This window comes from Sphingobacterium sp. UBA7253 (assembly GCF_002472745.1).
GTDB classification, from domain to species: Bacteria; Bacteroidota; Bacteroidia; order Sphingobacteriales; family Sphingobacteriaceae; genus Sphingobacterium; species Sphingobacterium siyangense.
Genome location: NZ_DKSP01000221.1, coordinates 32,844 through 47,210, shown reverse-complemented (window position 1 = coordinate 47,210; position 14,367 = coordinate 32,844). Strand labels below are relative to the sequence as shown.

Genomic DNA, 14,367 nt, shown 5'->3' with positions numbered 1-14,367 from the left:
AGTTTCTGCAATTCTGTTTGCGGCAAAACTTCAAGTTATAACCAAATGTTATATCTCATAAACAAACTTCGTTTTAATTCCAGATTTGAGGCGGCTAGATTTGTACAAATGAATTAGCGTAATGGAATATAAAAAACTAACAGATTATTTAAAGGCACTCAGCTGGATCATTGTAGCATTGGTTATTACATGTACGACCTTATGTGTATTTCCACTAAAACATGAGGAAAACAAAAAGCAAACAGATTCTCTTGAAATGCGCAACGACTCGCTTATTACGCACGTTTCCCAATTTAAGGAAATCTCATTCAAAGATAATCCCGAAGGTAAAATGGCCAGTTATGGTGAAAAGCTAATCAAAAATACATACGATTATTTCTATGATGGGGAGGTCAAAATCGGGAACAAGCTTGCCTGCAGCAGCTGCCATCTCAATGGAGGCACAAAGGCTTTTGCCGCCCCTTATGTCGGGCTCACCAATGTCTTTCCAACCTATATTGGACGAGAAAATAAGGTTGAATCACTTGAAGAGCGCATCAACGGTTGCTTTGAGAGAAGCATGAACGGCCGAGCCATTCCTGAAAATAGCAAGGAAATGAGAGCCATTATCACCTATATTAAAAACATCAGCATAAATACAGTTAATAAAGGTCGGTTGGCAGGCCAAGGATTTATAAAAATGGATATTCCCAACCGTGCTGCGGACTTGAAACATGGTCAATTGGTCTTTGAGAATAAATGTACAAGTTGCCATGGAAAGGATGGTCAGGGGCTACCACAAACAGCGGGAAAAGGATATCAATATCCACCCTTATGGGGAAAAGACAGCTACAATGATGGTGCTGGAATGGCACGATTGCTTACCGCGGCTCGTTTTATCAAAGCTAATATGCCTTTAGGCGCAACTTATGATGCACCTCAATTGAAAGACGACGAGGCCTATGATGTCGCAGCATATATCAATTCTTTCGATAGACCTCAAAAAACAAACAAGCAATTGGACTATCCTAATCTAAGCAAAAAACCCAAAGATAGCCCCTATCCACCTTATGCCGATAACGTTAGTATAGAACAACATAAACTCGGACCTTTTAATTTTTAAACATAAATTCCCCATTAAATCAATAATAAATATGAAAAAACAATTTACAATCGCTTGCATTTTAGTAGCGATAATGACTATTCAAGCGAAAGCACAGGACAATAAATTGTTGCTCAATAACCATCAGTATAGCGGTGCCGTTGCTAAGAAAAAAGCGTATAAAGCCATTTATCAGCTGGACAGCAATGATCCAAAAACAATTGAAAAAGCAATCCGTAATATTAACAATGTTTTGAAAGACCCACGGTTAAAAGGACACTTACAGATTGAGTTGGTTGCATTTTCCGGTGGTACCGAAGCTTACCTAAAAAAGAACAGCCAATATGAGAAACCTTTGAAAGACCTCGTCGAGAAAGGCGTTATCGTAGCCCAGTGCCTGAATACGTTGGAAGAGAAACATATTGCCAAAGAAGGACTATTTGATTTTATAGGCTATGTTCCTAGCGGAAATGGTGAATTAATCTTAAGAGCAAATGAAGGTTGGGTTATCGTTAAACCATAAGTATAATGAAAAATTTTCTACTGCTTGGTCTAACTATAGCATTATTGGGAGCGCAGGAAATTAAGGCACAAGAACATCGTTTTGATCCCCCCTGGAATAATCCACCAGAATCGGCTCTAAATTTTACGGTACCCGGGATAGACAATATTCCAGATTTATATGGTGATATCGAGAATCCGCAGCTTACTGTCTTTTTCGCTGGCAATCAATTTATGGTTGTCGATGATCTACTTGCATCATTCAAAAAAGAATACCCACAATACGAACGTATTTTTGTTGAAACCCTGCCGCCGGGCATTTTAGCTAAACAGATTAAAGGCGGATCAATCACGATAGGCAATCTACGTATTACGCATAAGCCCGATATTTACACAGCGAGCAAACGAGCGATCAACGAGATGGCAGATTACTTCAGCCATACACAGGTTTATTGCTACAACAATATCTGTTTGATGATTCCAAAAGGAAATCCCGCTAATATCAGAACATTGAATGACCTGGGGAATGACAAAGTTCGTATCAGCATGCCCAATCCCCAATGGGAAGGAATTGGCGAGCAGATCAAAGCATCTTATAAAAAAGCCGGGGGCGAACAACTCGTCACGAAAATCATGGATGATAAGGTCAAAGATGGCAGCACTTATCTGACCAAGATCCACCATCGCGAAAGCCCCATGCGAATATTGTATGGACAGGCCGATGCGGCTCCCGTTTGGGCTTCTGAAGTCGTTTACCAAAAACTAATTGGCCATCCAGTTGAAGGGATCACCATTCCTGATGCGCAAAATACAACTGCAACTTACGTCGCTGCAAAACTGAAAAACGCACCCCATGCGCAGGCTGCAGATGACTTTTTAAAATTCATGGACTCACCAACGGCCAAGAATATTTACAAGAAATATGGTTTCACAGTAGAATAAAAAAGAAAATGGATAATTAATTATCCATTTTCTTTCTTTACTTTAGGTCAAAATTAGTTGACTTGTATGATTCTATTGCTCAAAAAACTCCATCGGTATTGGTATTTTATCAGCGTTCTACTTGTTTTTCTTCTGTTTTTCCCTTATATCTATTTTTTAGCACGACGTCCCGAAAAAAACTATGCTAGAATCGCCCGTATGCGACGCTGGGTATCAGTTGGTGGTTCGTCCCTAGCTGGTGTATTTTTTAAGGTGAGCTATGAATCAAAAATAGATTGGAACCGTTCCATGGTATTGTGTCCCAATCATACTTCGGTCTTGGATATAACGGCCCTCACCTATTTGTGCCCAGCTCCTTTTTCATTTATCGGAAAAGCTTCATTGCTTAAAAATCCGGTTACACGTATTTTTTTCAAAACAATAGATATCCCCGTCACAAGAAGAAGTAAAGTTTCTTCTTTCAAGGCCTTCCAACGTGCCAATGAACTCGTCCGAAATGGTAGAAGTGTCGTTATCTTTCCAGAAGGAAAAATCGATGATGGTTTCCCCCCGCAGATTCACGCATTTAAATCCGGAGCCTTTCGAATCGCTATTCAAAATGACGTTCCCACAGTGCCTATTATCATAGAAAATGCCTGGGATATCTTTTTCGATGACGGCTCGAAAAGGGGATCTCGCCCGGGAATAGTTAAAATCCATGTATTCAACCCGATAGAAACTAAAGATTTTAACGATGATAATGCATCGGAACTAGAAAAAGTTGTATACGACAAAATGCATTCCTATTGGATTATGAAGAATAAATCGTATTTTCATAACCTAGAGAACCTCCAAAAAATATGTCAGGAAAGATCTTAATCGAAATCAAGGATATTGCTAGAGAATACCAAATTGGTGCGGAAACAATTCATGCCTTAAGCTCCGTTACACTCAACATCCATAAAGGAGAATTTGTGGCCTTAATGGGGCCTTCAGGATCAGGCAAATCCACGTTAATGAACATTCTCGGTTGCTTGGATACGCCAAGCCGAGGAGAATATATCCTCAATGGGATTAATGTGAGTGACATGACTGACGATGAACTCGCCGAAGTAAGGAACAAAGAAATTGGTTTTGTCTTTCAAACTTTTAACCTCTTACCAAAGAATACAGCACTTGAAAATGTTGCGCTTCCCCTAATTTACGCGGGCTATAATAAAGTTAGACGTGAGGAAAAAGCTACTGCAGCATTGGAAAGTGTCGGCTTAGGGCATCGTATGGATCATAGACCTAATGAACTATCGGGTGGACAACGACAACGTGTTGCTGTTGCAAGAGCATTGATCAACGATCCTTCCATTATACTTGCCGATGAGCCAACAGGAAACCTTGACACCAAAACGTCCATTGAAATTATGGGCCTACTGGAGGAAATTCACTCCAAGGGTAATACCATTATTCTAGTCACACATGAAGAGGATATCGCATTACATGCACACCGTATTGTACGCATGCGAGATGGCTTGATCGAAAATGATTATCCAAACCCAGAAATCAAATCAGTGTCACCAAGACTTGATGCGTTAAACGAAAAGGGAAGTGACTTTGAGAATATCTAAAAATATTATAACACTAAAAATCAACAACTTATATTAATACAGCAAAAATAACACGTGATTTACTTGCTTAAGTTAAATTAAATCATAGTTTTGCGAAAATAGAGAACTTAAATTGTTTTTATATGTATTGGACATTAGAATTAGCTTCGCATCTAGAAGATGCACCATGGCCAGCAACAAAAGATGAATTAATCGATTACGCTATTCGTTCGGGTGCACCTGTTGAGGTGATTGAAAACTTACAATCTCTTGAGGACGATGGTGAGCCATATGAAAATATCGAAGAAATTTGGCCCGACTATCCAACAAAAGACGATTTCTTCTTCAATGAAGATGAATACTAAAAAATAAAAAACGCCTTTATTCAAAAGGCGTTTTTTATTAAAGGCATCGCCCTCTTTTCGGAGACAACTCAGTATGATATCCATAACCTCCCGAAGGTTTTTATTCCATAGTTTTAATCTATTTTGATGAAGACAAGTCTTACAAGTATGAAGATAAAATTAAAGCTAGTGTTGTTCATGTTTATTGGCTGTATAGCCAGCCAAAGCCTATTTGCTCAGGAACAACAAACTTCCAATGAACAGGTTGTTGTTTTAAAAAAGTTTGTCCAGCGCTTGAATGATCCTAATTTAGCGACTGATATTATTTTAAGCCAAGATCTAATAACATCAAAAAAACTGGACGAAGATCTACAGGAATACCTATTGGCAAGCATCGATGAAATCAGGATAAATGTACAGAGCAAGGATATCAACCAACTGGAATATCTTAGCTTTGCTCAAGCAGGAAGAAAAGAAACAAGTGATATCGATCTCGAAGGTATTGACCCGCAACAAGTCTACTTTGTCAAATACCTCAAGCGTTTTGTATTTGCGGCAGTCATCCGTGATAGCAAAATTGCTTCTTTTACATTAGTTTCCAAAGGGAACAATAAAGCTCATTTTGTATTCTATTAGTTTTCATCGCCGCTGTTTTATCAGACGCCTGCTCTTAGAATCCTTAAATATCACGCTTAGTCTTACACAAATGCACGCTTATCAGGTTTTATTTTAAAGTATATTTGTGAGCAATATTAAGCCAATGATGCTTTCTTAAAAATTTTTCAATAAAAACACTTGCATTTTATAATTCTATCAACCATATTTGTATTAATAAAAATAACAATGATAACAACTGTATCAAATAAAGCTTGGTGGTGGCACAACGAATAACGTTGTGGCAAACTCCTATTGCATTATTTGATTAATACGTCAAGATATGATGGGCTTGCCTAAATAAGGTAAGCCCTTTTTTTATTTAAATTACCATGAAAGAAATTTTAGCGCATTTATTTGAATACAAGACATTTTCTCGGCAAGAAGCCTACGAGATCCTAACCAACATTGCCATGGGCAAATATGACAGTCACCAAATTGCGGCATTTATGACGGCTTATGGTATGCGCAGTATTCGCGTTGAAGAGCTTGGAGGGTTTAGAGACGCGATGTATGATTTATGCCTCAAGCTGGATTTTAACGGTTATGATTTAATTGACCTTTGCGGTACAGGTGGGGATGGTAAAAATACCTTCAATATCTCGACAATAGCATCTTTTATCACTGCTGGGGCTGGTTACCATGTCGCAAAACACGGTAATATCGGGGTATCTTCGAGCTGTGGTTCATCCAATGTCATGGAATATTTAGGCTATCAGTTCAGCAACGACAAGGCTGAGCTACAACGCCAACTTGATGAAGCCAATATCTGTTTCCTACATGCGCCATTGTTTCACCCTGCCATGAAAACCGTTGCCCCGATACGTCGTGCATTGGGTGTTAAGACTTTCTTTAACATGCTGGGACCATTGACAAATCCTTCCAATCCTAAATTTCAGTCTGTTGGTGTATTTAGTTTAGAATTAGCACGACTGTATGGTTATCTATACCAAAACACCAACAAACAATATTCCATTATTCATGCTTTGGACGGTTATGATGAGATATCCATGACCGGTGATTTTAAGGTAATCAACAACCAAGGAGAGAATTACTACAACATGGAAGAACTTGGTTTTACCCCAGTCTCAGCTCAGGAGTTGACGGGAGGTGAAACGATAGCAGACGCGGCCCAGACATTCTTATCTATATTGAAGAATCAGGGTACAGATGTGCAGAACAATGTTGTTTTGACGAATGCCGCATTTGCGATTAAGACCTTTAATCCCGAAAAATCTTTTGGCGACTGTTTTTATGAAGCTGAAAGTTCATTGATGGGAGGTAAAGCGTTGCGCAGTTTCCAAAAACTAATCAAAAAATAAAATGGCGATCAAAGTAAAAGTTTGTGGCATGAAATATCCCGACAATATAACCGCTGTAGCCTCCTTGGGCATCGATTATATGGGATTCATATTTTATGATCAATCCAAACGTTATGTTGGTCAAAGCTCCTCCTCATACATTAAGGACCTTGACAGCCTAAGTAAGGTCGGAGTTTTCGTCAATGCCAGCCTTTCAGAAATTCTAGATAAAATAACTGAATTCCAACTAAATGCAATTCAACTGCATGGAAATGAATCTGCGGAATTCTGTCTTGAATTGAAAGAAAAATCAGCAGTTAGCATTGTGAAAGCCTTCGGAGTCGATAAAAACTTTGACTGGATACAGCTGGATCCTTACGCTAAAATTGTAGACTACTTTTTATTTGATACAAAAAGTAGTTCCTATGGTGGTACAGGAGTACAATTTGACTGGTCCCTATTGGACCAATACAAACTTACTACCCCCTATTTTCTCAGCGGCGGTTTAGATCCCGAGAATATCAAAACAGCGCTAGAAAGAAATGATCCACGGCTATATGCACTGGATTTAAATTCAAAATTTGAAGTAGAACCCGGCTTAAAAGATATTGAGCTATTAAGCCACAGTATAAATACTATTAAAAAATGAGTATATATCAAGTCAATGAAAAAGGATATTATGGTCCCTTTGGAGGAGCCTATATCCCTGAGATGCTCTATCCAAATGTGAAAGAGCTACGTGAAGAATATCTCAAAATTATCGAAGAAGAGAGCTTTCAGGAGGAATTTAACCAACTGCTCAGCGATTATGTCGGACGTCCTTCTCCATTATATCATGCCAAGCGTCTATCTGAAAAATATGGAACTACGATTTACTTAAAACGGGAGGACCTTAACCATACCGGAGCGCATAAAATCAACAATACTATTGGCCAAATTCTATTAGCGGAACGCTTGGGTAAAAAGCGCATCATTGCCGAGACAGGCGCAGGACAGCATGGCGTTGCCACAGCTACCGTTTGTGCGCTGAAAGGTATACAATGTGCAGTGTACATGGGAGAAGTTGATATTCAACGTCAAGCTCCAAATGTAGCACGGATGAAAATGATGGGGGCCGAAGTTATTCCCGCAACATCGGGCTCCAAAACGCTAAAGGATGCGACCAATGAAGCTTTGCGAGATTGGATCAACAATCCTGTCGACACCCATTATATCATTGGGTCTGTTGTGGGACCACACCCTTATCCCGATATGGTTGCTCGCTTTCAGTCTATTATTTCTGAAGAAACGAAAAAACAACTATTAGCAAAAACAGGAAGAGAAAATCCAGATATCGTATTGGCTTGTGTCGGTGGAGGCTCCAATGCGGCAGGTATGTTCTATCATTACCTCGATGAAGAATCGGTTCAATTGTATGCCGTAGAGGCAGCTGGCCATGGTGTTGATTCAGGCGAATCCGCTGCGACAACAGCACTAGGAAAAGAGGGCGTTTTACATGGAAGCCGATCTATACTGATGCAAACAGCGGATGGCCAGGTCATCGAACCTTACTCCATATCGGCAGGACTCGATTACCCCGGTATTGGCCCTCAACACGCTTGGTTATTCAAATCCGGCAGAGGTAACTATGTAAGTGTGACTGACGACGAAGCGATGCAGGCAGGTCTTGAGCTTACCCGACTAGAAGGTATCATACCGGCTATTGAGAGTTCTCATGCCCTGGCTTATTTGGAAAAAATACCTTTTAAAGGTGATGAGACTGTCGTTGTCTGTCTTTCTGGACGTGGTGACAAGGATCTAGATAATTATATGAAATACTTTGATTTTTAAGGCATGAATACAATTGAAAAAAAAGAAGGTACTCCCCTTTTATCGATATATTTTACAGCTGGATATCCAACATTGGACAGCACAATAAGTATTGCCAAGAAATTGGAAGAAGCTGGCGCGGACTTTTTGGAAATCGGTTTTCCTTATTCCGACCCAGTGGCAGACGGACCTGTCATTCAGCACAGTTCAGAAGTCTCTTTGGCAAATGGCATGACCGTAAAAAAGTTGTTCGATCAATTGATTGACCTCCGTAAACATGTTAGCATTCCCGTATTTTTGATGGGCTACTTTAATCCTGTGCTCCAATTTGGTGTTGAAAGATTCTGTGAAGAATGTAAAAATGTAGGTGTAAACGGTGTCATTATACCTGACCTACCCATGGATGAATACGAAGAACTTTACAAAGAGACGTTCGAGAAAAATGGGATTGCAAATATATTCATTGTAACACCGCAGACTTCTGAAGAACGAATCAGAAAAATAGACAGCCTTTCCAGGAGCTTTATTTATTTACTTTCTTCCAATGCAACGACAGGTAAAACACTTGATGTTGGAGACGATACAGCTGCTTACTTCAAGCGGATACATGATCTTCAATTAAAAAACCCATTGATCGTTGGTTTCGGTATCTCCGATAAACCTACCTTTCAAAAAGCAAGTAAGCATACGGCGGGTGCCATTATAGGTACAGCATTTGTCAAACGGCTAAAAGAACCGGATTATCTTACACAGATTCCAGCATTTATCGCGTCTATCAAAGCTTAACATGCAGGCTAAAAATTAGCAAAGCGTTAATTTTTTAATAAGAGTTCGGTCTAAAGTCTTTTTTCTTGGATCGAACTCTTATTTTTAAGACAGTTTTCGAAAATGTGTTTTTTCGAAGAGAAAGAACTTTGCGGCCTTGATCAACCAAGCAATAGGCAGCCAATCAAATCAATACTGATATAACCATGGATACGCGAAGAGATTTTTTAAAGAAAGCGGCTATGCTTGCTGGGGGAGCTTCTATCTCCCATGTTATTCCATCCGCTATTGCGAAAGCGATGGCTATAAATCCAGCATTGGGCAGCACGTTTTATGATGCCGAACACGTTGTTTTATTAATGCAGGAAAACCGTTCATTTGATCATGCCTTTGGAACACTGCGTGGTGTAAGAGGCTTCAATGATCCTAGAGCTATCCGTCAACCCAATCGGAATAAAGTCTGGTTTCAGACGCAAAAATCCGGCGAAACATTTGCTCCCTTCCGATTGGATATCAAAGATTCAAAAGTTACCTGGATGGGTTGTCTCCCGCACAACTGGACCGATCAAACAGATGCTCGCAATAAAGGCAAGATGAACAAATGGTTGGATGTAAAACATTCCGGATTTAAAGAATTTTCGAATCTACCGTTGACTATGGGACATTATAGTCGCGAAGATATTCCATTTTACTATTCTCTCGCGGACTCTTTCACAATCTGTGACCAACACTTTTGTTCGAGCATCACCGGCACAAATCCGAATAGGCTTTATTTCTGGACAGCCAATATCCGGGAAAATCTTACAGGAAAGGCCTTAGTTTGGAATGGAGACTCCGAGTATAGCGGGAAAGCAACATGGACAACTTTCCCCGAACGCCTTTCGGAATTAGGCGTAGACTGGAAAATCTATCAAAATGAAATTTCTTCGAGTAGCGCTGGCTATAGTGGTGAGGCAAACAGCTGGCTAGCCAATTTTGGTTGTAATCCGATGGAGTACTTCCCCCAATATCAAGTCAAATATCATCCACGCTATCGTCAGATCCTGGCATTAAAACAAGAAGATCTCGAACGCAAAATTAGCGAAACAACAGCTGGGGAAGCACTTGAAAATTTAAAGAAAAATCTCAAGCATATTCAAGAAGAATTACAGTTATATACAGCCGAGAACTTTGAAAAGCTCGACGAGCGGACAAAAGATATTCATCGCCGTGCTTTTGTTAACAACAGTGCACAGCCCGATTATATGGAATTGGAAACAATGCATTATCAAGAAGGGGGGCAACAGCGCGAATTACAGATCCCTAAAGGGGATGTCCTGTATCAATTCCGAAAAGATGTCGAGGAAGGTAAACTTCCAACCGTATCATGGCTGGCTCCACCGCAGCTTTTTTCTGACCATCCTGATTCCCCTTGGTTTGGCGCATGGTATGTTAGCGAAATCATGGACATTCTTACCCAAAATCCAGAAGTTTGGAAAAAAACAATTTTTATACTTACATATGATGAGAATGATGGGTATTTTGACCACTTTGCGCCCTTTACAGCTCCAAATCCGGATGATACGGAAAGCGGAAAAGTATCAGCGGGAATCAACCCTGGGTTAGAATATGTACGCCGTGATGAGCAATATTATCCTGAAAGCGGAAGAGAAAGCAATATCGGTCTTGGCTATCGTGTACCGATGATCATTGCTTCACCATGGACCAGAGGCGGTTGGGTCAATTCGCAAGTGTTTGACCATACCTCCAGTTTACAATTCCTAGAGAAGTTTATTAACCACAAAATCAATAAAAATATAAAAGAAACCAACATCAGCAGTTGGCGGCGTGCAGTATGTGGAGATTTAACTTCGGCATTTAGGCCCTATCATGGCGAAACCATTAACAAACCGATTGTACTAGAACGGGAACCTTTTATCCAAGAGATTCACCAAGCCAAGTTCAAAGGCCTTCCCATGGGCTTCAAAGCGCTCAGCGCAATGGAGATCAAACAAATAGAGCAAGACCCCAGCAGTTCTCCCTACTTCCCAAAACAAGAAAAAGGGCTCCGGGATTCATGTATCCTTCCCTATGAACTTTATGTGCATGGCGAATACCAATCCAAAGGGGATTACTTGGTCACATTTGAAGCTTCAAATAAAATTTTTGGCAAACACGCTGCGGGCTCACCTTTTACCGTCTACCATGCTGCTAGCTACAAAGGAGAAGTTGGAACCTCAAGAAATTATGCTGTTTCTCCTGGAGATCGTGTAACGGACCAATGGTCGCTAGACGCCTTCGATAAAAAAATGTACCACCTCGAAATCTATGGCCCAAATGGATTTTATCGAGCGTTTAAAGGTGACACAAACAACCCAGAGTTAAAGGTCCGCTGTACCTATGAAAAAAGTAAAAATGAATCCGCGTTTACTGGGCGTTTGTCTTTTTCATGTACAAACAAGGGGAAAACAACCCAGCAACTTGTTTTCGAGGATATCAGCTATGGAAAAGAAAAAAGGAGTCTGCAACTTAAAGGTGGGCAATCCATTAGGATACATTTTGATTTGGCTAAGCAAAACTTTTGGTATGATTTCCGCCTCACCTGCGCCGGTTTTCTAAACTTTGAGGAACAATATGCGGGTCGTGTCGAGATTGGAAATGCGGGAAAAAGCGATCCTCTATTAAGCCGATAAACAAAACGAATGGGAGCATTTAAAAAATGTTCCCATTATTATAACATCTTCCTTATAACATCTTCCTGGAATAGGTAAATTTCAGGAATTAAATTACATATGTTGTTGTCCGATAAAGTGTTCCGAAAAAAGATCGAACACACGGTGCTATTCCTGTATACGACGAACCAGATGATAGAATCCCTTGTACAATAGAATTGCCCCAACAATCAAAAAGATAGCTAACAAATACGAGCTGACCGGATTGATAAATAATAAATACATAACTCTGGTAATTTTTGGTTTTTCATTTGTTACTACAAGTTATAACATTTATCCAAAATATTACAAAAAAAAATTACATATTTTCTTTATTTTTGCTTCGATGAAGAAAATTGCACTATTTATCGGCTTATTTTTCTATTTGCTCGCAGCAAGTGGTGCCTCACTGCATCTTCATTTTTGCCAAGGGGAAACAAAAAGTGTATCGTTATCGGAAAGCCATAATATGGCCTGCCCTCTTTGTGCCAAGTCTGCAAAAAAAAAGCAGAACCACTGTCATGAAACGGGAAGCTGTAAAGATGTTAAGATCGAAACACAAAAGGTCGATCACTTCAGCCGAGTAACACAAAATCTTGATTTTAACGCTTTTTATCCCGCAATAGTTACGCTTCATTGGATACTTAATTATTATCATTTCTCTGGGGAGGAGGACGATTTTTCTAAACTAAAGTATACCGATTTTGCGAGCGATAATAGACAGAACCCACCTGTTTTTATTCTCAATCAAAATTTTAGAATTTAATATCACCTCTTTTCACCGAACGCAGTTCATTTTCTTGAATTGACCGAAGTCCAGTATAGTTTTTATATTTCGTGAGAACGGCAGACTGTCATTCCCAACATTGATCTTTCCGTAGCTTGTCACGGAACAAAAAACAATGGATTTTAAATCATTCAGCAAAAATAGTAGTAGAACTGAAAAAATAAATCCGTACCCCTTGAATGTGGTTGCGTGGTATCATGAAGGTAAAAATTAAATGCTAGTTGAAGCGAATACTCTTAATTAAAATGATGAATCAAATTTTCAAAAAAATATATACGACAACCATTCTATGCTTATTTTTTCTGGCATTTGTACAGGCACAGACCGACAGTACGAGGACTCTTACCGTGGCTGGGAATTGTGCCATGTGTAAAAAACGTATTGAAACTGCCGCAAAAATGCATGGCGTAGAAACGGCTGTTTGGAATGCAGAAGACAACTTATTGCAAATCAAATATAACCCCAAAAAAGTTCAACTGGAGGCAATCAAGAAAAATATTGCTCAAGTTGGTCATGATGTAGACAACTTGGTTGCCACTGATGAATCCTATGCTAAACTCCATGAATGTTGTATGTATCCACGATTGGAAAATGGCAAAATACCCGAAAAGAAAATTGTAACAACCGATAACCATGACCATCCACATACAGTTACTGGTGTTGTCGTTGAAGAAAACGAAAAGGGGGATCTTAAACCCATTATTGGTGCCAATTTACACTGGGCCAACCTTCCAACCAAAAATACAAGGACAAACGAAAATGGTGTTTTTAAATTGGACCATAAAGAAGGATTCAACAAATTGGTTGTAAGTTATGTTGGGATGAAACCTGACACCATCACCATCAAAGATCTTCATGAAGTCATCATGATTACAGCAAAAGGAAATGTGTTGATGGAAGTCGAGGTTAAAGGAACACGACGCTCAAATTACATCGACCGTATGACACCTGCACGACTGGAAGTTCTTACAGGAAAGGAGTTATTCAAAGCGGCTTGCTGTGATTTAAGCGAGAGCTTTGAAACCAATGCCTCCGTCGATGTCGTCAGTGCTGATGCTGTAACAGGCAGCAAACAGATTCAAATGCTGGGCCTTAGTGGTATTTATACCCAATTAACCGTTGAAAATTTACCCGGACCTCGTGGGCTCGCTTCTCCTTTAGGTTTAAATTCTATTGCAGGAACATGGATTGAATCAATTCAAATCGCGAAAGGTATCGGTTCCGTAGCCAACGGTTTCGAAAACATGGCCGGACAGATCAACGTCGAATTGAAAAAACCTCAAAATTCAGAAAGATTGTTTTTTAATGCCTATGCGAACAACATGGGACGCACAGATGTCAACTTAAATCTTTCACAAAAAATTGGTCAGCATTGGTCCACCGCAGTTCTGTTGCACGACAATTTCATGTACAATAAATCCATGAACTTTAGTCACAACGGATTTAGAGATGTACCCGTTGGCAATCTATTCTCTGGGGTCAACCGTTGGTTTTATGAAAATGGAAAAGGACTTATGGTACAATTTGGGGTAAAATATCTCAATGACGACCGTACAGGCGGGCAGATTGATTTTAACGAAAAGACAGATAAGGGTACAACGAATCGCTATGGTTTAGGGTTTGATATTGAACGTGTAGAAGGTTTCGCTAAAATTGGTTACGTGTTCCCCGAAAATAAGCACCGCAGCATAGGTCTCCAGCTTGCAGGATCAAATTACAATCAAAAAAGCTATTTTGGGCTCAATAACTACAATTCGGACCAACAAAATGGGTATGCTAACCTCTTATTTCAAGATATTATCGGTACAGTCGCTCACAAGTATCGCGTTGGTGCCTCCATTAATTATGACAATTACAATGAGTGGTATTTAAAAGATCAAAACTTCAAAAGGAAAGAAGTGGTTTCGGGAGCATTT

General features: G+C 39.7%; 14 protein-coding genes. All 14 read left to right on the top strand.

Annotation, left to right across the window (positions count from 1 at the left end):
- Nucleotides 1-121 precede the first annotated feature (121 nt).
- Nucleotides 122-1,102 carry a c-type cytochrome gene (locus B2X72_RS22750; RefSeq protein WP_286851570.1) on the top strand — a complete coding sequence of 327 codons (981 nt, stop codon included), beginning with the start codon at nt 122-124 and terminating at the stop codon, nt 1,100-1,102.
- Between the two features lie 31 nt (nt 1,103-1,133).
- Nucleotides 1,134-1,604 (top strand): DsrE family protein, encoded by a 471-nt coding sequence (locus tag B2X72_RS22745; RefSeq protein ID WP_286851569.1) that lies wholly within the window; start codon nt 1,134-1,136, stop codon nt 1,602-1,604.
- Between the two features lie 5 nt (nt 1,605-1,609).
- On the top strand, nt 1,610-2,524 hold the full coding sequence (locus B2X72_RS22740) for a substrate-binding domain-containing protein (RefSeq protein WP_286851568.1): 915 nt from the start codon (nt 1,610-1,612) through the stop codon (nt 2,522-2,524).
- A gap of 66 nt (nt 2,525-2,590) precedes the next feature.
- A complete protein-coding gene (locus B2X72_RS22735) occupies nt 2,591-3,382 on the top strand; it encodes a lysophospholipid acyltransferase family protein (RefSeq protein WP_286851567.1) in 792 nt (263 codons plus the stop codon).
- Nucleotides 3,364-4,122: an ABC transporter ATP-binding protein gene (locus B2X72_RS22730; protein WP_075991101.1), complete on the top strand. Its 759-nt coding sequence runs from the start codon at nt 3,364-3,366 to the stop codon at nt 4,120-4,122. Before B2X72_RS22735 ends, B2X72_RS22730 begins: the two co-directional genes overlap by 19 nt.
- 122 nt (nt 4,123-4,244) lie before the next feature.
- Nucleotides 4,245-4,466 carry a DUF2795 domain-containing protein gene (locus B2X72_RS22725; protein WP_028072584.1) on the top strand — a complete coding sequence of 74 codons (222 nt, stop codon included), beginning with the start codon at nt 4,245-4,247 and terminating at the stop codon, nt 4,464-4,466.
- A gap of 147 nt (nt 4,467-4,613) precedes the next feature.
- The gene (locus B2X72_RS22720) at nt 4,614-5,081 is read left to right on the top strand and encodes a hypothetical protein (RefSeq protein ID WP_286851565.1); all 468 of its coding nucleotides are present in this window, start codon (nt 4,614-4,616) and stop codon (nt 5,079-5,081) included.
- Nucleotides 5,082-5,431: 350 nt separating this feature from the next.
- Nucleotides 5,432-6,421, top strand: coding sequence for an anthranilate phosphoribosyltransferase (trpD, locus tag B2X72_RS22715; protein ID WP_286851563.1), 990 nt, complete (start codon nt 5,432-5,434; stop codon nt 6,419-6,421).
- 1 nt (nt 6,422) lies between these two features.
- Nucleotides 6,423-7,049: a phosphoribosylanthranilate isomerase gene (locus tag B2X72_RS22710; RefSeq protein ID WP_286851562.1), complete on the top strand. Its 627-nt coding sequence runs from the start codon at nt 6,423-6,425 to the stop codon at nt 7,047-7,049.
- Entirely contained in the window at nt 7,046-8,230 is a 1,185-nt protein-coding gene (trpB, locus tag B2X72_RS22705) for a tryptophan synthase subunit beta (protein ID WP_075991098.1), read from the top strand. The genes B2X72_RS22710 and trpB overlap by 4 nt, the downstream gene beginning before the upstream one ends.
- Nucleotides 8,231-8,233: 3 nt before the next feature.
- Nucleotides 8,234-8,995, top strand: coding sequence for a tryptophan synthase subunit alpha (gene trpA, locus B2X72_RS22700; RefSeq protein ID WP_159730498.1), 762 nt, complete (start codon nt 8,234-8,236; stop codon nt 8,993-8,995).
- A gap of 185 nt (nt 8,996-9,180) precedes the next feature.
- On the top strand, nt 9,181-11,646 hold the full coding sequence (locus tag B2X72_RS22695; protein WP_286851561.1) for a phosphocholine-specific phospholipase C: 2,466 nt from the start codon (nt 9,181-9,183) through the stop codon (nt 11,644-11,646).
- 184 nt (nt 11,647-11,830) lie between these two features.
- On the top strand, nt 11,831-12,430 hold the full coding sequence (locus B2X72_RS22690; protein WP_286851560.1) for an HYC_CC_PP family protein: 600 nt from the start codon (nt 11,831-11,833) through the stop codon (nt 12,428-12,430).
- A 266-nt stretch (nt 12,431-12,696) separates the two neighbouring features.
- A partial coding sequence (locus tag B2X72_RS22685; RefSeq protein WP_286851559.1) for a carboxypeptidase-like regulatory domain-containing protein occupies nt 12,697-14,367 on the top strand: 1,671 nt, incomplete at its 3' end.